Here is a 19,809-nt window from a genome sequence, read left to right on the forward strand (position 1 = left end):
CACCGCCCACCGCGACGTCCCGGCACCGCGGGTACCGGGACGTCGCGGGCCCGGTCAGTTCGCGGTGCGCCGCCGGAACAGTACGCGCGCGGCGAGGTAGCCCAGCGCGGCGACCCCGCCGCACCACGCCACCGCGAGCGCCGCGCTGCCGCCGATCTCGGTGCCCATCAGCAGCCCCCGCACGGTCTCGATCACCGGTGTCACCGGCTGGTTCTCCGCGAAGGCGTGCAGGGCCGTCGGCATCGACTCGGTCGGCACGAAGGCGCTGCTCACATACGGCAGGAACATGAAAACGAAGGTGAACCCGTTGGCCGCCTCCGGATTACGGGCCAGCAGGCCGAGGGCCGCCGCCAGCCAGGACAGCGCGAAGACGAACAGCGCGATGAGCGCCGTCGCACCCAGCCAGCGCACCGGGTCGGCGGTGGGCCGGAACCCGAGCGCCACCGCCACGACGACCACCAGTCCGGTGGTGATCATGTTGCGGATGACGCTTTCGATCACGTGCCCGGTGAGCATGGCCGAGCGGGCGATGGACATGGTGCGGAATCGGTCGACGATGCCGTCGGCCACGTCGGTGGAGATGCTCACGGCCGTGGTGGAGGCGCCGAATCCCGCGCAGAGCAGGATGATCCCGGGCACCACGTAATCGATGTACGCGCCGCCGCCGACGTTCATCGCGCCGCCGAAGACGTAGACGAACATCAGCAGGATCATGATCGGCAGGGCCAGGGTCATGATCATCGTGTCCGGGCTGCGCAGGGTGTGCCGGATGTTGCGATCGAGCATGGTGAGGTTGTCCTGCGCGATGCGCAGGGCCCGCTGCGGCAGGGCGGGCCGGGGGAGTGTCGCGGTGGTCATCGGGTGCCTCGTTTCGTGGGAACGGGCCGCTAGGCAGCGGTCTCGACCTGGGTGGGGTGGCCGGTGAGGGCGAAGAAGACGTCGTCGAGGTCGGGGGTGTGCACCGCGAGCTGTTCGATGGTGACACCGTGCTCGGCGAGCCGATCCAGCACGGCCTTGATCTCGCCGGCGCTGCCGTCGGAGGCGATGCGCAGGGCCAGTTGTTCGGGATCGGGCTGCGCCGCGGCGGGGTCGCCGAGGGCGCGGGCGGCGGCGGTGAGGGTGGCCGCGTCGGCGAAACGCAGGCGGAGGTGACCGCCGGGGACGCGTTGCTTGAGCTCGTCGGGGGTGCCCTCGGCGACGATGGTGCCGCCGTCGAGCACGGCGATGCGATCGGCCAGTTGATCGGCTTCCTCGAGGTATTGCGTGGTCAGCAGGATCGTGGTGCCCTCGGCGGCCAGTTCCCGGATGACCGACCACAGGTCGCGCCTGCTGCGCGGGTCCAAGCCGGTAGTGGGCTCGTCGAGATAGACCAGGCGCGGACGGCCCATCAGGCTCATGGCCAGATCGAGGCGCCTGCGCATGCCGCCGGAGTAGGAACCGGCCGGCTTGCCCGCGGCGTCGACGAGATCGAAGCGCTCGAGCAGGTCGTCACCGCGGCGCCGGGCTTCGGCGGCGGGCAGATGCAGCAGCCTGCCGGTGAGCCGGAGATTCTCGGTGCCGGTCAGCACGGTGTCGACGGCCGCGAACTGCCCCGTCACGCCGATGAGGCCGCGCACGGTGTCGGCCTCGCGCAGCAGGTCGTGACCGAACACGCGCACCTCGCCGGCATCGGGCCTGGCCAACGTGGCCAGGATGCGGACCAGTGTGGTCTTGCCCGCCCCGTTCGGCCCGAGCAGCGAGAAGATCGTGCCCGCAGGCACGTCCAGGTGGATGCCGGTGAGCACCTGGTGATCGCCGTAGGACTTGTGCAGATCCCGCACCGCGAGCGCGGGAAGTCGGGGGATGGTCATGAAAGGCTCCCAAGAACTGTTTATGATGAATACAGTTTATAGAGTAAGCAGTTGTTCGGCGCAAGACGGGGCACGGATAGAGTCGGGGCGAAGGAGGAACGATGACGACGTCGGAGGACGCGGCGCTGCCCCGGGCCGTCGCGCTGTTGTGGGGTCTGGATCAGCCCGGCGAGCGCGGGCCCAAGCGCGGCCTCAGCCTCGATCAGATCGTCGAGGCCGCGATCGCCGTCGCCGACGCCGAGGGGGCCGCTGCGCTGTCGATGAACCGCGTCGCCAAGGAACTCGGGTTCACCGCGATGTCGCTGTACCGCTACGTGGACAGCAAGACCACGTTGCTGCAACTGATGTTGGACCGGGTGATCGGCGTTCCGCCGGAGCTCGATCCGGCCGCCGGATGGCGCGCCGGGCTGCGCGCCTGGGCGGCGGCCGAGTTCGAGACGATCGCACGCCACCCGTGGTTCCTGGACGTCCCGGTGCCCGGTCCGCCCTCGGGGCCCAACAACATGGCATGGCTGGAGGCCGGCCTGTCCGCCCTTGCCGGAACGGCTGTGCCGGAGTCGGTGCGGTTACAGCTGGTGATGAACCTGTCGCTCTATGTGATCGGGCGCTCCTGGGCGGTCCGGGACTTCCTGAGCGACACCGGGGAGGACGCCGACTACGACGTCGCGATGCGCACGGTCCTCGACCCGGCGCGCTACCCGCACCTGGTGTCGGCGTTCGCCCACCGGGCCTTCGAGAACGAGGAGATCGACTGGGCCAGAGCCGACTTCGAGTTCGGACTGGAGCGGATGCTGGACGGTTACGAGAACCTCATCCGCGCCTACGAGCGTTAGACCGACAGGTCGCGGCGCAGCTTGGCGACGTGCCCGGTGGCCCGCACGTTGTACTGGGCGAGCTCGATCCGGCCTTCCTCGTCGACGAGGAAGGTGGAGCGGATGACGCCGGTGACCTTCTTGCCGTACATGGTCTTCTCGCCGTAGGCACCCCATTCGGTGAGCACCGTGCGCTCCGGGTCGGACAGCAGCGGGAAGGTCAGCCGCTCGGCGTCGCGGAATTTCGCCAGCTTGGCGGGCTTGTCGGGGGAGATGCCGACGACGTCGATGCCCGCCTGCTCGAGCTCGGCCAGGTTGTCGCGGAAATCGCAGGCCTGCTTGGTGCAGCCCGGGGTGCTCGCGGCCGGGTAGAAGTAGACGACGACCTTGCGGCCGCGGTAGTCGGCGAGCGAGACCTCGTTGCCGTCGGCATCGGGCAGCGTGAACGCGGGGGCGAGGTCACCGGGGGCGAGTCGTTGGTTGGTCACGTCTGCACGGTAACCGAACGGGCGGACACCGGACCGATACACTCGTGCGCGAGCCCTGGTGATTCGCGAACGATCGGGTGGCACGGCGGCGCCCGGGGCCAGGTTCGCGCCCGGCGGCACACCGATCGAGGAGGAGGACTTTCACGTGGGTAGGGATACCGAGCGGATCGAGCGGGAGATCGAGGATGCCCGCAACCGGCTCGCCAGCACGCTCGACGAGATCGCGGTGCGAGCCGATCCGCAGCGGATCGCGGACGACACCAAGAGCATGGTCGTGGCCAAGCTCAACGAGCCGAAGATCAAGTACGGCCTGATCGGCGCGGGCGCGCTGGTCGTCGGCCTGGTGCTGGTGAAGCTCTTCCGCTGACCGCGAACGCGAAAACACCCGGATCGACCGTGGTCGGTCCGGGTGTTTTTCGTCGGTGCGGTCGAATCAGACCGTCGGGCAAGCGAATCCGTCGCCGTCGGGGTCCAGGTGCGGACCGTAGCCCGGTTCCCCGCGGAAGATCGGGGCCCGTCCCGCCGCGCGGGCGGCATCGCAGTTGGGGAAGGCGCCGCCCGCCGAACCGGTCTGGGACAGACCGGCCGACCCGGTCATGATCAACCCGGTGTCGATGGCGGACGAGCCGGTCCCCGCGGAACCGGTGGGGACGGCGGCGGCCTGTCCGGCGGGCGCCGCAAGGAGCGTCAGGCCCGCGACGGCGGCGCTGACGGTGAGCCGGCGAACGTTCATGTATTCCTCTGTGTCTGCTGCGGTGGATCGGCGCCGGGAGTGCGACGCCGCACCCACTGTTGCGAGGGGCCGCTGAGTTGTCAACCGCGCGTAGGGGGATCCGGGCCCGCTAGGGGGTGGTTCCCGATGCGTGTCGGGCACGGCGCGGGATCTAGTGTCCATGTCAACCAAATGCGCTAGACTGGATGACGTGGTGCGATGGCTGAGCGACGACGAACAGCAGACCTGGCAGGCCTACATCCGGATCCGGCAGCGCATGGATGCCGCGATCGCGGCCGGGCTGGCCCGCGACGGTCTCTCGCTGGCCGATTACGACCTGCTGGTGCCGCTCTCGGCCGCGCCGGGCGGGCGGATGCGCGCCAAGGAGCTGGGCGCCGAGGTCTGCTGGGAGAAGAGCAGGCTGTCCAAGCATCTGGCGCGGATGGCGGCGCGCGGACTCGTCGAGCGCAGGCCCTCCCCGGAGGACGCGCGCGGCATCGTCGTGGAACTGACCCCGGCCGGCCGCGCGGTGCTCGAGCGGGCGGCGCCCAACCACGTCGAGCTGGTGCGCAGCCTGTTCATCGACCCGATGACCCCGGAGCAGGCCCGGGCGCTGCGCGAACTCGCCGACCGGGTGGTCCCGGAGGCCGAGGAGGCCACCGATCTGGCCGCGAGCTGTGACGAAGACGACAGCTCTCGCGCCGCAAGCTGATTCGCGCCGGGCGGCCGGTCACGACCACGGGGTGATCGGCGGCTTCACCCAGAGCAGTTTCTCCTCCCGATGGGCGCGCCGCGCGGCCGGATGGCCGGGGTGCCGGGCCGCCCACGCGGCCTTCTCGTCGAGCAGCCGCGCCACCACCTGCCAGGTCTCCCCGGTGCTCGGGGGATTGGTGTCGGCGGCCCTGGCCAGCTTGCGCAGGGTCGCGGCGGGCAGGGTGCGGAGTTCGGCGCCGCTGATGTCACGGTCCCACAGGTAGGCGGCCAAACGTCGGGCCTTCTCGGCGCGGCGGCTGACCGACGCGTCGGTGTGCGCGTAATCGGCCACCCGCGCATCCTACGACGCACGCCCCGCGACCGGTCCGGGACCGATCGCGGGGCGTGCGGGGGTGGCGGCGCTCAGTAGGCGCTGTTCACGTTGTCCATGCTGCCGTAGCGGTGCGCCGCGTAGTTGCAGGCGGCGACGATGTTGGCGACCGGATCCCAGACGTCGAACGCGGTGCCCGGCACGTGGTAGGCGGCGAAGGTCGGGTCGATCACCTGGAGCAGCCCCTTGGACGGGATGCCCGCGGCGGCGTTGGAGTCCCACAGGTTGATGGCCTGGGGGTTGCCGGTCGACTCGCGCATGATGTTGCGGTAGATGCCCTCGTAGCTGCCCGGGATGCCGTTGGCGGCCATGATGTCGAGCGCCTGGCGGATCCAGCCGTCCAGGTTGTTCTCGTACACCGGGGGCGGCGGCGGGGCCTGCTGCGCGACGGCCTCGGCGACCGGCTCCAGAGCGGGTGCGGGAGCGGGAGCCGGCTCGGCCGCGGGCGCGGCCTCGGCGACCGGGGCGGCCTCGACCTGTTGCTGGGCGGCGGGCTGCTGCTCGGCCGCGAGGGTGACGCGGGCGGTCGGGCTGCTGTCGGCCACGGACACGGCCGAGGAGGCGGTCACGGCCACGAGGCCGGCGGCGGCGATCGCGAAGGTGATGCCCTCACGGAGGGTGGTGCGCCGGAAGGTGGGCAGGCGTCTGTCAGGCATTGCCGATTCGATTCCTTGTTCGGGGGACGAGGGAGATCCGAGTCGCATACGGGCAGCGCGGATCCTGCGGCGCGGGCGACGGCCCGTTCGCCGATGAGATCGATGTGCTGTTGTCGGTTCTGTTGTGACGGACTCTCCGGTCCGCGGGACACGACGCAGGCGGCGCGGGGCGGTTCACTGCGGAACCGGGCCGCGGGCATCGCGCGGAACTCCACATCGGGTGGAGCGACAGGGAAGTCCGGGACCGGGACTGCTGAACCTTCGTCAGCAACTCGGCGCGTTTTCCGAACTTCAGGTCGCTTTCTTGACCTGATTGCAGAATGGTCACGGAAGGTTAACAGAAGGTGAACGAACCGGGAATGATACGTGTTGGCGATCTTGAAAACCGCAGCTCGGACGCTCGGATACCCGCGCTGTCCTGGGGGTTTGCCATGAAACACTCTGTGCGGCAGGTCACAGAAATATTTCGTGACATTCGCGTGATCCAGGACTGAAGGCCCCGAAATCGGGTATCACCGGCCCTTGCGCCGAGGGCAGCCGACTCGGTCCGCTTCGCTACGTGGCGGTGTGTCGGCATGCGGTACTCCGAGTCACCGCCGAGTCGTAGCGGCGACGTGGTCAACGGGTGCGTCGGGGAACGCCGAGGCCAGGCGTCGCCCACGCGACGGCGACCGTGTGGATGAGGAGAGAAAGAACAACCGGTGGCGCAGTGCCGACCTGGTGAGTGAAAAACTGTGCGCCATCAGGGACTCGAACCCCGAACCCGCTGATTAAGAGTCAGCTGCTCTGCCAATTGAGCTAATGGCGCGTGCTCCGTGTTCCGGTGCGGGACAAACAGTAACAGGCCGGGGCCGTAGAAGTGAAATCGGCTGGTCAGAGCCGTATCGGCGCGGCGGAGCCGACCGTAACGCCGCGGGCCCGGCGAGGGATCTAACCCGGTGGAGTTCGCTCGCCTCGCGGGCGCGGTCGTTGGACGCGTCGGACCCGGCTGGCACAATGTCAGACGTGGTCTCGACCGGGCCCGCCGCGCGGTGGGTTGAGCTACCACGGTCGGGATCCGAAGCCATCGGCGTGTTCTATCCGAATGGCGCCGAGACTTGAAACGGGGTTGATGATGAGCGTTGGTCCTAGACGGCGTCGAGTACTGCGTACCCTGAGCCTACCTGCGCTATTGCTCGCTGTGCTCGCGCTCGCCCTGACAGCGTGCACCTCTTCCAACGGGGGCGGATCGGCGGTGGCGATCGATCGCAACCCCATCACCGAACTCATCAAGCCGAAGTTGCTCTCGCCGGTCAAGGACGGCGACAAGGGCGTCTCGCCCGCCGCGCCGATGACCTTCCAGGTCGAGGACGGCCGGTTCACCGATGTGACGTTGGTCAACCAGCAGGGCAAGGCGGTGCAGGGCAAGCTCGCCGCCGACGGTCGCACGTGGGAGACCACCGAGGTCCTCGGCTACGGCAAGACCTACCGGCTCACCGCCGAGGCCATCGGGTTGGGCGGCGTGAACTCCACCACGCTGAGCTTCACCACCAGTTCGCCGGACAACCAGACCAAGCCCTACCTGATCCCGGGCGAGGGTGAGGTCGTCGGCATCGGCCAGCCGGTCGCGATCCAGTTCGACGAGAACATCCCGGATCGCCGCGCCGCGCAGGACGCGATCAAGATCACCACCAATCCGCCGGTGGAGGGCGCGTTCTACTGGCTGAACAACCGGGAGGTGCGCTGGCGGCCCGAGCACTTCTGGGCACCGGGCACCCGGGTGGACATCGAGGTCAACGTCTACGGCAAGGACCTCGGCAACGGCCTCTACGGCCAGGAGAACATCACCTCGCACTTCATCGTCGGTGACGCGGTGATCTTCACCGCCGACGACAACACCAAGCAGGTGGTGGTCGAGCAGAACGGTCAGGTGATCCGCACCATGCCGACCTCGATGGGCAAGGACAGCACGCCCACCGACAACGGCATCTACATCGTCGCGGACAAGCACGAGAAGATCATCATGGACTCCTCGACCTACGGCGTCGCGGTGAACTCGCCCGACGGCTACCGCACGCCGGTGGATTTCGCGACGCGAATCTCCTACAGCGGCATCTTCTTCCACTCGGCGCCGTGGTCGGTCGGCGCGCAGGGCAACAGCAACACCAGCCACGGCTGCCTGAACCTGAGCCCGGCCAACGCCCAGTGGGTGTACAACTTCGCCAAGCGCGGCGACATCACCATCATCAAGAACACCGTCGGCGGCACACTGTCGGGCACCGACGGCCTCGGCGACTGGAACATCCCCTGGTCGGTGTGGAAGGCGGGCAACGCCGACATCGGCTGAGTACGAACGACAAAGGCCCCGAACGACAGAGGCCCCGAACGACAAAGGCCCCCGGCAGCGTGCCCCCGGGGGCCTTTCTCGTCACCGGGGACGCGAATCGTCACGAGACAGGAGAATCGGTGCCGCACTTCGAGGTCCGCAAGGTGCACAACTGCGAGTTCTGTGACACCCAGGACGAGCATCTCGGCGACGTCGCCGATCTCGACGCGGCCCGCGCCCTCGCCGCGGCCGACGCCGCCGACACCCTCACCTGGGCGGGATTCGACGGCGGTTTCCCCCTGTCGGCCCGGTCCGCCGACGGCGTGTGGACCTATTACATCCACCGCCGCGAGGCAGAAGGCGGCCGCTGACCCCACCGGCGGTGCTGGGCGCGCCTGCCCGGCTGGCCTGCGTGGTGACGCCGCGCTGCCGCCGGTGGCCGCGGACCGGGTCAGGGGAGGTTGTCGGTGATCACCGCGTCCGGTGACAGCGGCTGGGTGAGTGACCAGAGGGTGCGGGCGTGACTCTTGCGCATCCGCCATTCGCCGTCCTCGACGACGTAGTCGTCGTCGTATTCGATGGCCGACAGCGTCTGGGTGCCGGCCAGCAGGTCGAGCTGGGTGAAGCGCAGCGTCCACCGGCCGCCGGCCTGTGCGGGACCGTGCACGGTGAGATCGGGCATCATCCCGTGGTGCATGTCCAGGATGCGGTGACGGCCCTCGTGCCTGCTCAAGGCGATGGTTTCGAAGACGCGCACCAGCCCGTCGGCGTCGAAGCGGCCGAGCGGGCCGAAATCGATGTCGGCGCCGGCACGGACGAAACAGGCGCGGATACCCGCGGGGTCCTTGGTATCGCACGCCCGCCAGTAGCGGTACTTCAGGCGCTTGATCGCCTCGAGCCGGGCCAGATCCTGCACCGACACGCCCGTGCCTGCGGTCCGTTCGTCGGTCATCGCGGTCCGCCGTCCCGGTGGGCGACGAAATCGGCGTAGGTCGGGGCCACCTCGGTGAATTCCGACGGTGCGCCGAGCCACTCGCGGTAGGAGGGCGGTACGGAGCCGTCCACATCGGTGATCCCGTATTCGGCCGCCAGTTCCGAGCCCCAGTAGGTGCGGCCGGTACGGGTCAGCACATCGGGATCGGTGGCGAGCGCGCCGATGACGCGGCCGGTGAGTTCGGGAGATTCCACCCCGGGGAAGACCGTGCCGATCAGCGCCTCGGCGCCCAGCCCGGAGCGGTTGAGCTGCTCGCTGTCGAGCACGCCCATCCAGATCGAGAGCACCGCGACGCCGTGCGGACGCAACTCCTGCGCCATGTCGTAGGCGAGCTTGTCCGAGCCGGCTTTACCCGCACCGTAGACCGGGCCGTGCACGCCGGGCAGGTATGTGCGCGCGCCGGGGGATGAGGTGTGCACGATCAACCCGCCGGTGCGCACGAGCAGCGGTGCCGCGTAGTAGGCGGCGACGAAGTGTGAGCGCAGGCCGACCTCGAGCGGCTTCAGTTCCTCGGCCAACGGGCGCTCCCAGAAGCCCTGCGTGGGCGACTGGGGCGGTGCGGGCAGCGCGGTCGCGTTGTTGACCAGGACGTCGAGCCGCCCCTGCTCGCGCTGCACCTGCTCGAACAGCGCGCGCACCTGGGCATCGTCGCCGTGGTCACAGACGACCGGCACCGCGGTGCCGCCGCGTGCGGCGATCTCCTCGACGGTCCGGAACACCGTGCCCGGCAGGCCGTCGGCGCTGTGCCCCTCCTGTCGAGTGCGGCCAGTCACGTAGACCGTCACGCCACGCTCGGCCAGCGCGAGCGCGATGCCCTTGCCCGCACCCCGCGACGCTCCGGTGACCACCGCCACCCGCCCGTCGGTCTGCTTCATCTGCCGTCCTTTCCGTCCCTGGACTCGGATGCGACCAGCTTGACCGCGCCCCGGGGAGGTGGCCAGGGACAGTCCCGGACAGCGGAACCTCGGCATTGGGGCGGGACGGCAAAAAGGCCGGGCCCCGGAACCGAAGTTCCGGGGCCCGGCCTCTCAGGGTGAGTGACGGGACTCGAACCCGCGACAGCCAGGATCACAACCTGGTGCTCTACCAACTGAACTACACTCACCATCGCCGGTAATCACCGGCGCGGTAGATACTAGCGTGTCCACCCCGAAGTTCCCTAATCGGCCTGCGTGGTGCCCTCCACCTGCGGTGATTCGGCGGTCTGTGCGGTGCCGCCGAGCTGGGCGGCCACGGCGGCGATCTCGGCGGTGGAGGGGCCGGGCGGGGCGACGAACGCGGTGCGGCGGTAGTACTCCAGCTCGCGGATCGATTCCTTGATGTCGGCGAGGGCGCGGTGGGTCAGACCCTTCTCGGGCTGGCCGAAGTAGATGCGCGGATACCAGCGGCGGCACAGCTCCTTGATCGAGCTGACGTCGATCATGCGGTAATGCAGGTGCGCGTCGAGCGCGGGCATGTCGCGGGCGATGAAGGCGCGGTCGGTCGCGATGGAGTTGCCCGCCAGCGGCACGGTGCGCGGGGTGGGCACGTACTGGCGGATGTAGTCGAGCACCTGCTGCTCGGCCTCGGCGACGGTGACCGTGGAACGGCGGACCTCGTCGGTGAGCCCGGAGCGGGCGTGCATCTCGGCGACCACCGGTGGCATCGCCGCCAGCGCCGCGTCGTCGGCGTGGATGACGATGTCGACGCCGTCACCGAGAATGTTGAGATCGCTGTCGGTCACGAGCGCGGACACCTCGATCAGCTTGTCGCTGTCCAGGCGCAGCCCGGTCATCTCGCAATCCATCCACACCACAAGTTTGTCGGACACCAGCGCAACATTACTGCTCCCCGCCTGCGACACCACGCCCGTCATGGCCCGCCGCACGCCGGTCGGCGGGGATACAGTTTCCGCAGAGATCGGCCAGGTGTGCAGTTTCGAGTCCGAACAGACGGAGGACGTGCGATGACCACCCCCGAGGAGAAGGCGGCCGCGGCGCGCAGGGCCGCCGAGGAGGCGGCCCGGGTGGCGGCCGAGGCGGCAGCCGCCGCGGCAGCCGCCGAACGCGAACTGGCCGAGGCGCGTGCCGCGCAGGTGTCGCCGGCGTCGGCCGAACGCGCACCCGCCGCGGCCGACGCCGAGACCGCCGCGGCGGCGCACCGCATCGCCGCCGGCTACGCGGTGGACGGCCCGGCATTGGAACTGGGCACGGTGGTGATCGACGACGCGGTCGATCCGACCGCCCGCGTCCGCATCCCGTTGCGCACCGTGAACCGGCACGGGCTGGTGGCGGGGGCGACCGGCACCGGCAAGACCAAGACGTTGCAGGGCATCGCCGAACAGCTGTCCCGGGCCGGAGTGCCGGTGGTGCTGGCCGACATCAAGGGCGACCTGTCCGGCCTCAGCGTCCCCGGTGAGCAGAACGACAAGATCGCCGCCCGCGCGACGGAGACCGGGGTTCCCGACTGGTCACCCAGCGGCTTCCCGACCGAATTCGTCTCCCTCGGCACCGGCGGCATCGGGGTGCCGATCCGGGCCACCATCACCTCGTTCGGCCCGGTGTTGTTGAGCAAGGTGCTCGAACTCAACGAGACCCAGGAGTCGACGCTCGGCCTGATCTTCCACTGGGCGGACAAGCAGGGGCTTGCGCTCCTGGACCTCAAAGACCTGCGCGCGGTGATCACCCACCTCACCAGCCCGGAGGGCAAGGCGGACCTGAAGGGCATCGGCGGGGTCTCCGCGCAGACCGCCGGGGTGATCCTGCGGGCCCTGGTGAATCTGGAGGCCGACGGCGGCGACACCTTCTTCGGCGAACCCGAACTCGATCCCGCGGACCTGATCAGGACCGCCGGCGGCCAGGGCGTGATCACGCTGTTCGAGCTGGGCGCCCAGGCGGCGCGGCCGGTGATGTTCTCCACCTTCCTGATGTGGGTGCTGGCCGATCTGTTCCAGACCCTGCCGGAGGTCGGTGACGTCGACAAGCCGAAGCTGGTCTTCATCTTCGACGAGGCGCACCTGCTGTTCGCCGACGCGTCCAAGGCGTTCCTCGAACAGGTGGAGCAGACGGTCAAGCTCATCCGATCCAAGGGCGTCGGGGTGTTCTTCTGCACGCAGCTGCCGACCGACATCCCGAATTCCGTGCTCTCGCAACTGGGCGCGCGCATCCAGCACGCCTTGCGCGCCTTCACCCCCGACGATCAGAAGGCGCTGTCGAAGACGGTGCGGACCTATCCCGAGACCGACACCTACGACCTCGAGAAGGCGTTGACCGCACTGGGCACCGGTGAGGCGATCGTGACCGTGCTGTCGGAGAAGGGGGCCCCGACTCCGGTGGCGTGGACCAGGATCGTGCCGCCGCGCTCGTTGATGGACACCATCGGCGTCGACGCGATCAAGTCCCGCGCGCTGACCAGCGGTCTCTACTCCAAGTACGGGCAGACCATCGATCGGGAATCGGCCTCGGAGATCCTGGCGGCCAAGCTGGCCGCCGTTCCCGCGGAGCAGCCCGAAACCGCTGCGGCGCCGGGCCGTTCGCCGAGCGCCCAGGAGCAGGAGTCGGCCGCCGAGCGAATCATGAAGAATCCCGCGGTCAAGAGCTTCCTGCGATCGGCGGCCTCGGCGGCGGGCCGGGAGATCACGCGCAGTCTGTTCGGAACACGCCGCAGGCGCTGAAGCGGAAGGCGCCGGCTCGGCACCGGGGCGGCGTCGACGGGCGCCGGGCCCGGCGTGGGTCGAGCGGGAATCGTTGGGCGAAAAGAGAACTCGCCCCACCCTGACGTGGCGAGCACGGTGGGGTGGGGCGAGCAGATGATCCTGATGGATCAGAGACCGATCAGGCCGAGCAGCGCACCGAGCAGGTTCGAGACGAATTCGAGCAGCATGAAACTTTCTCCTTCATCGTTGATGCTTGCATGGACCGCTGAGAACATAACCACAGCTGCTCGCTATCACCAAATCGAGCCGGAAAATCGGCCTCTGACCGGGAAAACTGCTCTACCGCTTGATGTTCCGGGTCAAGTGTCCAGGAACCCCGGCGCGGCAGCGGATCCGGGCCGTGTAGGCTGGACCACAACCACGCCGGGCGGCTATCACTGGCCGAGCTTGCGATAGAACGCCCCGGCGATGGGGGCACTGAGGGCGCGCGGGCTGTACTGGCCCGCCACGCTCATGCCCTTGCTGATGACGCCGGGCACGATGCGCATCTTGTTCCGCGCGAGGGCGTCGACGGAGACCTTGGCGGTGTATTCGGAGGAGACCCACATGAAGTCGGGAACCATGCGGTCCACGATCGATGCCTCGGCCGGATCGGGCGCCTCGGTGCGCACCGGGCCGGGCGCCAGCAGCGTGACGTGCACGCCGGTGTCCTTCAGTTCGCCGCGCAGCGATTCGGAGAAGGTGTTGGCGAAGGCCTTGCTGGCGGCGTAGGTGGCGTTGTTGGGGATCGGCATGTTGCCCGCGGCCGAGCCGCTGATCAGGATGCCGCCCGCGCGCCGGGCCAGCATGCCGGGCAGCACCGCGAGGGTGAGATCGTGCACGGCGACCGCGTTCAGCTCCAGTTGCGCCCGCTCGTAGGCGGGGTCGAGCTCGGCGACGGGGCCGAAGGTGGCCACGCCGGCGTTGTTGCACAGGATGGCGATGTCGCGACCGGCGAGCTCGTCGACCAGCGGGGCGCGTTGCTCGCGATCGGCCAGGTCGACCGCGCGTACCTCGGCGGTGATGCCGTGCGCGAGCGTCAGGCGCTGGGCGAGCTCGTCGAGCAGATCGCCGCGGCGCGCGACCAGGATCAGCGAATAGCCACGCCCGGCCAGTTCGGCGGCCAGCGCGGTGCCGATGCCGGAGGAAGCGCCGGTCACGACGGCGCGATTGTCGGTGGTGGGGGAGGGCAAGCTCACCCGTCCGAGCCTAACGGGCGGCGGACCCGCGCCACGCCGCCGTCGCGCTCACAGCCGGGCTGCCAGCCGGGTGCCCTGGTCGATGGCCCGCTTCGCGTCGAGTTCGGCGGCCAGTTCCGCCCCGCCGATGAGGTGCACGCGCACCCCGGCCGCCCGCAGCGGCTCGGCCAGCTCGCGCACCGATTCCTGGCCCGCGCACACCACCACGTTGTCCACCCGGATCACCCGGGGGCGGGCGCGCCGCTCACCGAAGCTGATGTGCAGGCCATCGTCGTCGATGCGCTCGTAGTTGACCCCGCCCACCTGCTCGACGCCTTTGGCCCGCAGCGCCGCGCGGTGCACCCACCCGGTGGTCTTGCCGAGGCTGTGCCCGAACGGGGAGTCCTTGCGCTGCAACAGCACCACCTCGCGGGCGGCGGGGGCGGGCCGGGGCGCGCGCAACTGGCCGGGCGCCCGCTCGTCGTCGGCGTCGACGCCCCATTCCTGCTTCCATTCGTCCAGCTTCAGCGTGGGATGGCCGTCCACGGTGAGGAATTCGCCGACGTCGAAGCCGATGCCGCCCGCGCCGATCACCGCGACCCGCCGGCCGACCGGTTTGGCCTCGCGCACCAGTTCGGCGTAGGTGAGCACCATCGGATGGCCGATGCCGGGGATGTCGGGCACGCGCGGGCGCACGCCGGTGGCCAGCACCACCTCGTCGTAGCGGGCGGCGAGGAGGTCCTCGGCGGTGGCGCGGGTGTTCAGGTGCAGGCGGACGCCGGTCTTGGCGATCATCCGGTCGAAGTAGCGCAGCGTCTCCTCGAACTCCTCCTTTCCGGGGATGCGCCGGGCGATGTCGAACTGGCCGCCGATGCGGTCCTCGGCTTCGAACAGGTCGACGCGGTGGCCGCGCTCGGCGAGGTTCACCGCCGCCGCCAGTCCGGCGGGCCCCGCGCCGACGACGGCGATGTGCTTGGTCCGCCGGGTCGGGGCGAGCACCAGGTCGGTCTCGTGGCCCGCGCGCGGATTCAGCAGGCAGGACACCGTCTTTCGCTGGAAGGCGTGGTCCAGGCAGGCCTGGTTGCAGGCGATGCAGGTGTTGATCTCGTCTTCGCGTCCGCCCGCCGCCTTGGCCACCCAGTCCGGGTCGGCGAGCAGCGGCCGGGCCAGCGAGATCAGCTGGGCGTCGCCGCGGGTGAGGATCTCCTCGGCGACCTCGGGCATGTTGATCCGGTTGGACGCGCACACCGGAATCGATACCTCGCGGGCGATTTTCGCGGTGAACTCCACGAAGGCCGCACGGGGCACCGAGGTGACGATGGTCGGCACCCTGGCTTCGTGCCAGCCGATGTCGGTGTTGATGATCGTGACCCCGGCCCGTTCCAGTTCGCGCGCCAGCTCCCGGATCTCGGCGAAGGTCTGCCCGCCCTCGACGAGTTCGGCCATGGACAGCCGGAAGATCAGGATGAACTCGGGACCGACGGCGGCGCGGATCCGGCGCACGATCTCGAGCGGCAGCCGCCGCCGGTTCGCCGCCGAGCCGCCCCACTCGTCGGTGCGCTTGTTGGTGCGCGGCGCCAGGAACTGGTTGAGGAAATAGCCCTCGCCGCCCATGATCTCGCAGCCGTCGTATCCCGCGAGCCGGGCCAGCTCGGCGCAGCGGACGTAGTCGCGGATGGTCTGCTCGATGCCGCGGGCGGAGAGCTTGCGCGGACGGAAGGGGTTGATGGGGGCCTTGATCGACGAGGCCGAGACGCTACCGGGCAGGTACGAGTAGCGGCCGGCGTGCAGGATCTGCAGGGCGATCTTGGCGCCGTGCGCGTGCACCGCCCGGGTGACGGTGCGGTGCCGGTAGGCCTCGGTGGTGGTGGTGAGTTTCGCGCCGAAGGGCAGCAACCAGCCGGTGCGGTTGGGCGCGTAGCCTCCGGTGATGATCAGGCCGACCCCGCCGCGGGCGCGTTCGGCGAAGTAGGCGGCGAGTTTGTCGATGTCCCAGGCGCGGTCCTCGAGGCCGGTGTGCATCGAGCCCATCACCACGCGGTTGCGCAACGTCGTGAAACCGAGGTCGAGGGGTTCGAACAGATGGGGGTAGGAACTCACGGGACGGTTCTCCCTTCGATCACTCGGGTCGGGGCGGCCGCAGGGCCTGCAGGACTTCCTCGCACCACTCCACATGGCCCGCCGCCACCCGGATGCCGCCGCGCAGCACCAGGTACTGGTGCAGGGCCGTGCCGGTGAGCCGGTCGGGGTCGGGGAAGTCGCGTTTCTCGATCAGGCGCAGCACGTCGAGGCGGTGGGCGTGCTGGTCGCGGTGGCGGGCGACCTCGGCGCACACCGCGTCCAAGTCGCCGTAGGCGGCGCCGCGGATCTTCACGCCCAGTTCGCTGCGCGGGGTCTCGCTGTCGGAGGGCTCGGCGATCCAGCGGGCCAGTTCGGCACGACCGGCGGCGTTGACCGAGTACACCTTCTTGTCGGGCCTGCCCTCCTGGGCCACCGATTCCACGTCGACCCAGCCCGCCTCCTCCATGCGTTTGAGCACGCGATAGATCTGCTGATGGGTGGCGTTCCAGAAGAAGCCGATGGACTTGTCGAACCGGTGCGCCAGTTCGTAGCCGGAACCGGAGCGCTCGGTCAGCGACACCAGTAGCGCGTGCTCGAGGGCCATGCGGTCAGGGTAAGGGCACGGTGCACCGATATGCAACTGGGTGCATAGGCGGTGGAAATCGCGCCGCACCCCGCTCCGGCCGTTAGGCTGCGCGCATGACGGACGCGCGGGAGACGATCGGACAGGCCGCCGGACGCGGGCAGGTGGTCGCCTGGGGTCTGTGGGACTGGGGCTCCTCGGCCTTCCACGCCGTGATCCTCACCTTTGTTTTCAGCGTCTACCTCACCGACACCGTCGGCGACGACCTGCCGGGCGACGTCTCGGCCAGCGCCTGGCTGGGCTGGGCGCTCGGCCTGGCCGGGCTGGTGGTCGCGCTGACCGCGCCGATCAGCGGGCAGTGGTTCGACGCCGCGGCCAAACGCAAACGCGCGCTCGGCGTGCTGACCGCGGTGGTCGTCGCGGCGATGACCGCGATGTTCTTCGTGCACGACGACCACCGCGACCTGTGGCTCGGCCTGGCGCTGCTGGCGGTGGGCTCGGCGGCCTTCGAGCTGGCCAACGTGCCCTACAACGCGATGCTGCGCCAGGTCTCCACCCCGGCCACCGTCGGGCGGGTGTCCGGATTCGGCTGGGCGATGGGGTATTTCGGCGGCATTTTCCTGCTGCTGATCTGCTACTTCGGTTTCATCGCCGGGGACGGTGACACCCGCGGACTGCTCGGCATCCCCACCGACGACGGGCTCAACATCCGGCTGATCGCGGTGCTGGCCGCGGTGTGGTTCGCCGCCTTCGCGCTGCCGGTGATGTTCGCGGTGCCGGAGCTGCCGCGCACCACCGCCGATCCCGGCGCCGAACGGGCCGGGCTGCTCGGCTCGTACCGCGTGCTGTGGCGCGACCTGCGGGAACTCTGGGCCGTCGATCGCCGCACCGTCTGGTTCCTGCTGGCCAGCGCCGTGTTCCGAGACGGCCTCGCCGGCGTCTTCACCTTCGGCGCCGTGCTGGCGGTTCGGGTGTACGGCATCGACGATGCCGACGTGCTGCTGTTCGGCATCGCGGCCAACGTGGTCGCGGCGCTGGGCGCGATCGCGGCGGGCCGGTTCGACGACCGGGTGGGGCCGAAGGCGGTCATCGTCGGCTCGCTGGCGGCCATGCTGGTGTGCGGACTGGCGCTGCTGGTGGTCTCCGGGCCGGTGCTGTTCTGGGTGTTCGGCCTGCTGTTGACGATCTTCGTCGGCCCGGCGCAGGCCTCGGCCCGCTCGTTCCTGGCGCGGTTGGCACCGCCCGGACGCGAGGGCCAGCTGTTCGGGCTCTACACCACCACCGGCCGCGCGGTGTCGTTCCTCGCCCCCGCGTTGTTCGGGTTCTTCGTCTGGGCGTTCGACGCCGAGCGGGCGGGCATCGTCGGGCTGCTCGTGGTGCTCGGCGCGGGGCTGCTGGTGTTGCTGCCCGTGCGCGGGCCGGAACCGACCGCCGTCGAGGCGCTCGAGGACACGGCGTGAGGACCGGCCGGGCCTAGCGGTCCTTGGGCGGCCACCAGTTGTCCATGCCGAGCGCGATCAGCCGGATCTTCTGCACGGTGGTCTCGCGGATGGCGACCTGCTCGCGCGGGTCCGGGGCCGCGACATAGGCGGCGACGCCGTCGGCGACGGTGCTGACGATCAGGTCCGCGGCGATCTCCAGATCGCGCGGGCTCCAGTCGTCGAGCGCGGGCAGCCGGGACAGGTCGGCCACCAGTTCCCGGACGATGAGCTGTAGCTCGAGCGCGATGTTCTTGCGCAACGCCGCCGACCCGCCGTGCCGTTCCCGGGTGAGGAAACCGAACAGCGCCCGCTTGGCGTCGACCTGCTCGAAGACGAAGCGGACCGTGTCGGCCAGCCCGGAATCCGGCCGGCGGCGCACCTGCCGCAGGGCCAGCCGCAGCGCGGTGACCCCCTCGTCCACCAGGGTCGCGCCCAGATCCTCCAGCGAGGCGAAGTGCCGGTAGAAGGCCGTGGGCACGATGCCGGCCGAGCGGGCGATCTCGCGCAGGCTCAGCGCCGCGAAACCGCGCTCGGCGGCCAGCGCGAGGGTGCCCTCCAGGAGCGCCTGGCGGGTGCGCTCCTTGCGCTCGATCCGGGTTGCTGCCTGCTCAGTCATCTCGGTGAGCATACGTCCGTTCACCATGTGTCGATCCAGAAGGTGTAGTTCGGGTCACAGTTGTCGCCGGTTGACACCGGCCCAGGGCCATCCGTCACACTGGTGAGTGTACAAGCGTGCACTGAAATTGCGGTACCGGGGGATCGGATCCGCGACCAGCACGCGACCGAGCAGACCGACGAACGGTACGGAGAACCCGCATGGTGGATCTCATCAATCTGGTGCAGACCCTGACCACACCGCACCCGGTGGACCGATATCTCGAACTCATCCGCCCCACGCTCACGCTGCGGCAGATGCGGGCGGAGATCACCGAGGTGGACCGCTCGGTGCCCGGCTCGGTGACCCTGACCCTGCGCGCACCACGGCAGTGGCGCGGTCACGCGGCCGGCCAGTACGTGCAGATCGGCGTGGTGATCGACGGCGTGCGGCACACCCGCTGCTACTCGCCGATCGATCCCGAGGGCGCCCGCGACCGGCGCATCCGGCTGACGATCAAGGCGCATCCGGAGGGGCTGGTCTCGCAGTACCTGCACGCCCACGCCGCTCCCGGCATGGTGGTCGACCTCTCGCCCGCCGAGGGCGTCTTCCGGCTGCCCGACGAGCGGCCCGAGCGGATCCTGCTGATCGGCGGCGGCAGCGGCATCACACCGGTGCTGTCGATGCTGCGCACCCTCGTCGAGGAGGGGCATCCGGGGCAGATCACCTTCCTCTACTACGCCCGCTCGCCGGAGGAGGTGCCGCACCGGGCAGAGCTGCACGCGCTGGCGCGGCGGCATCCGGCCCTGCGGCTGGAGCTGCGCTATCCCGAGCGCGGCGACAAGCACTTCGACTACGACGAACTCGAGCGGGTGGCGCCCTGGTTCGCCGACGGGCACACCTTCCTGTGCGGGCCGCCGCCGCTGATGGCGGCCGTGCGCACCGTCTTCGAGGCCGAGCGGCTCGACGACCGGCTGCACAGCGAGGAGTTCGTGCTCACCACCGCGCCGGTGGACCCGGACCAGGCGCACGGCACGGTGCACTTCTCGGCCAGCGGGGTGCGGGCGGACAACTCCGGCGCCAGCCTGCTCGACCAGGCCGAGGCCGCCGGGCTGAGCCCGGAGTACGGCTGCCGGATGGGGATCTGCTTCTCCTGCACGGCCGTTCGCCGCTCCGGCTGCACCCGCAATCTGCGCACCGGGGAGACCGACAGCGATCCGGATCAGCCGATCCAGCTGTGCGTCAGCGCGCCGGTCGGCGACGTCGACATCGACATCTGACGACCGGAGATATCCGACGACCGGACATCCGGCGATTCCGGACATCCGACACACACG

21 protein-coding genes and 2 tRNA genes are annotated in these 19,809 nt (G+C 69.8%); 8 read left to right on the plus strand and 15 right to left on the minus strand.

Features of this window, described 5'->3' with window-relative positions; genetic code table 11:
• Window positions 1-54: 54 nt before the first annotated feature.
• Together CRM89_RS28880 and CRM89_RS28885 are read right to left on the minus strand one after the other, a co-directional pair.
• Window positions 55-858 carry an ABC transporter permease gene (locus CRM89_RS28880; RefSeq protein WP_011207791.1) on the minus strand — a complete coding sequence of 268 codons (804 nt, stop codon included), beginning with the start codon at window positions 856-858 and terminating at the stop codon, window positions 55-57.
• Between the two features lie 29 nt (window positions 859-887).
• Window positions 888-1,850, minus strand: a complete 963-nt coding sequence (locus CRM89_RS28885) for a daunorubicin resistance protein DrrA family ABC transporter ATP-binding protein (RefSeq protein WP_011207792.1) — start codon at window positions 1,848-1,850, stop codon at window positions 888-890.
• A 101-nt stretch (window positions 1,851-1,951) separates the two neighbouring features.
• On the opposite strand from CRM89_RS28885, the gene CRM89_RS28890 reads away from it, so the two are divergent.
• Entirely contained in the window at window positions 1,952-2,683 is a 732-nt protein-coding gene (locus tag CRM89_RS28890; RefSeq protein WP_098086797.1) for a TetR/AcrR family transcriptional regulator, read from the plus strand.
• Here the strand turns inward: CRM89_RS28890 and bcp are convergent.
• Entirely contained in the window at window positions 2,680-3,150 is a 471-nt protein-coding gene (gene bcp / locus CRM89_RS28895; protein ID WP_011207794.1) for a thioredoxin-dependent thiol peroxidase, read from the minus strand. The two genes, CRM89_RS28890 and bcp, sit on opposite strands and share 4 nt — an antisense overlap.
• A gap of 145 nt (window positions 3,151-3,295) precedes the next feature.
• Here bcp and CRM89_RS28900 point away from each other — a divergent pair, with 145 nt between their 5' ends.
• Window positions 3,296-3,517 (plus strand): DUF3618 domain-containing protein, encoded by a 222-nt coding sequence (locus CRM89_RS28900; RefSeq protein ID WP_011207795.1) that lies wholly within the window; start codon window positions 3,296-3,298, stop codon window positions 3,515-3,517.
• A gap of 66 nt (window positions 3,518-3,583) precedes the next feature.
• Here CRM89_RS28900 and CRM89_RS28905 read toward each other — a convergent pair whose 3' ends face one another.
• Window positions 3,584-3,883 (minus strand): excalibur calcium-binding domain-containing protein, encoded by a 300-nt coding sequence (locus CRM89_RS28905; RefSeq protein ID WP_041559916.1) that lies wholly within the window; start codon window positions 3,881-3,883, stop codon window positions 3,584-3,586.
• Between the two features lie 190 nt (window positions 3,884-4,073).
• On the opposite strand from CRM89_RS28905, the gene CRM89_RS28910 reads away from it, so the two are divergent.
• Window positions 4,074-4,574 (plus strand): MarR family winged helix-turn-helix transcriptional regulator, encoded by a 501-nt coding sequence (locus tag CRM89_RS28910; protein WP_106427490.1) that lies wholly within the window; start codon window positions 4,074-4,076, stop codon window positions 4,572-4,574.
• Between the two features lie 18 nt (window positions 4,575-4,592).
• On the opposite strand, the gene CRM89_RS28915 is transcribed toward CRM89_RS28910, so the two are convergent.
• From CRM89_RS28915 to CRM89_RS28925, 3 genes are all read right to left on the minus strand, one after another.
• Entirely contained in the window at window positions 4,593-4,907 is a 315-nt protein-coding gene (locus CRM89_RS28915) for a hypothetical protein (RefSeq protein WP_011207798.1), read from the minus strand.
• Window positions 4,908-4,978: 71 nt separating this feature from the next.
• Window positions 4,979-5,602, minus strand: a complete 624-nt coding sequence (locus CRM89_RS28920) for a transglycosylase SLT domain-containing protein (RefSeq protein WP_098086798.1) — start codon at window positions 5,600-5,602, stop codon at window positions 4,979-4,981.
• 735 nt (window positions 5,603-6,337) lie between these two features.
• Window positions 6,338-6,410, minus strand: a tRNA-Lys gene (locus tag CRM89_RS28925).
• A 303-nt stretch (window positions 6,411-6,713) separates the two neighbouring features.
• Between CRM89_RS28925 and CRM89_RS28930 the strand changes: the two genes are divergently transcribed.
• Window positions 6,714-7,928, plus strand: coding sequence for an Ig-like domain-containing protein (locus tag CRM89_RS28930; protein WP_086845156.1), 1,215 nt, complete (start codon window positions 6,714-6,716; stop codon window positions 7,926-7,928).
• Window positions 7,929-8,047: 119 nt separating this feature from the next.
• Complete coding sequence (locus CRM89_RS28935) at window positions 8,048-8,278, plus strand: hypothetical protein (RefSeq protein ID WP_098086799.1); 231 nt, start codon at window positions 8,048-8,050, stop codon at window positions 8,276-8,278.
• An 80-nt stretch (window positions 8,279-8,358) separates the two neighbouring features.
• Here CRM89_RS28935 and CRM89_RS28940 read toward each other — a convergent pair whose 3' ends face one another.
• The 4 genes from CRM89_RS28940 to orn all read right to left on the minus strand — a co-directional run bounded on the left by CRM89_RS28940 (window position 8,359) and on the right by orn (window position 10,756).
• Window positions 8,359-8,859, minus strand: a complete 501-nt coding sequence (locus tag CRM89_RS28940) for a nuclear transport factor 2 family protein (RefSeq protein ID WP_098086800.1) — start codon at window positions 8,857-8,859, stop codon at window positions 8,359-8,361.
• Window positions 8,856-9,776, minus strand: a complete 921-nt coding sequence (locus tag CRM89_RS28945) for an SDR family NAD(P)-dependent oxidoreductase (RefSeq protein ID WP_060592869.1) — start codon at window positions 9,774-9,776, stop codon at window positions 8,856-8,858. The genes CRM89_RS28940 and CRM89_RS28945 overlap by 4 nt, the downstream gene beginning before the upstream one ends.
• A 157-nt stretch (window positions 9,777-9,933) precedes the next feature.
• Window positions 9,934-10,006: transfer RNA gene (locus CRM89_RS28950), tRNA-His, on the minus strand.
• A 54-nt stretch (window positions 10,007-10,060) separates the two neighbouring features.
• Window positions 10,061-10,756: an oligoribonuclease gene (gene orn / locus CRM89_RS28955; protein WP_228795712.1), complete on the minus strand. Its 696-nt coding sequence runs from the start codon at window positions 10,754-10,756 to the stop codon at window positions 10,061-10,063.
• A gap of 90 nt (window positions 10,757-10,846) precedes the next feature.
• Here orn and CRM89_RS28960 point away from each other — a divergent pair, with 90 nt between their 5' ends.
• On the plus strand, window positions 10,847-12,553 hold the full coding sequence (locus tag CRM89_RS28960) for a helicase HerA-like domain-containing protein (RefSeq protein ID WP_098086801.1): 1,707 nt from the start codon (window positions 10,847-10,849) through the stop codon (window positions 12,551-12,553).
• A 416-nt stretch (window positions 12,554-12,969) separates the two neighbouring features.
• Here CRM89_RS28960 and cmrA read toward each other — a convergent pair whose 3' ends face one another.
• From cmrA to CRM89_RS28975, 3 genes are read right to left on the minus strand one after another with little or no spacing between them, the layout of a single operon-like run.
• Entirely contained in the window at window positions 12,970-13,773 is an 804-nt protein-coding gene (gene cmrA, locus CRM89_RS28965) for a mycolate reductase (protein WP_098086802.1), read from the minus strand.
• A 48-nt stretch (window positions 13,774-13,821) separates the two neighbouring features.
• Window positions 13,822-15,852 carry an NADPH-dependent 2,4-dienoyl-CoA reductase gene (locus CRM89_RS28970; protein ID WP_098086803.1) on the minus strand — a complete coding sequence of 677 codons (2,031 nt, stop codon included), beginning with the start codon at window positions 15,850-15,852 and terminating at the stop codon, window positions 13,822-13,824.
• Window positions 15,853-15,871: 19 nt separating this feature from the next.
• On the minus strand, window positions 15,872-16,417 hold the full coding sequence (locus CRM89_RS28975; protein ID WP_060592866.1) for a PadR family transcriptional regulator: 546 nt from the start codon (window positions 16,415-16,417) through the stop codon (window positions 15,872-15,874).
• A gap of 95 nt (window positions 16,418-16,512) precedes the next feature.
• Here CRM89_RS28975 and CRM89_RS28980 point away from each other — a divergent pair, with 95 nt between their 5' ends.
• Window positions 16,513-17,856: an MFS transporter gene (locus CRM89_RS28980; RefSeq protein ID WP_060592865.1), complete on the plus strand. Its 1,344-nt coding sequence runs from the start codon at window positions 16,513-16,515 to the stop codon at window positions 17,854-17,856.
• Between the two features lie 13 nt (window positions 17,857-17,869).
• Here CRM89_RS28980 and CRM89_RS28985 read toward each other — a convergent pair whose 3' ends face one another.
• Entirely contained in the window at window positions 17,870-18,493 is a 624-nt protein-coding gene (locus tag CRM89_RS28985) for a TetR family transcriptional regulator (protein WP_011207823.1), read from the minus strand.
• Window positions 18,494-18,693: 200 nt separating this feature from the next.
• On the opposite strand from CRM89_RS28985, the gene CRM89_RS28990 reads away from it, so the two are divergent.
• Entirely contained in the window at window positions 18,694-19,752 is a 1,059-nt protein-coding gene (locus CRM89_RS28990; RefSeq protein ID WP_060592864.1) for a ferredoxin reductase, read from the plus strand.
• The last annotated feature ends 57 nt before the right edge of the window (window positions 19,753-19,809 follow it).

It is taken from the genome of Nocardia sp. FDAARGOS_372, from assembly GCF_002554515.1.
In the GTDB taxonomy this organism is placed as follows: domain Bacteria; phylum Actinomycetota; class Actinomycetes; order Mycobacteriales; family Mycobacteriaceae; genus Nocardia; species Nocardia farcinica.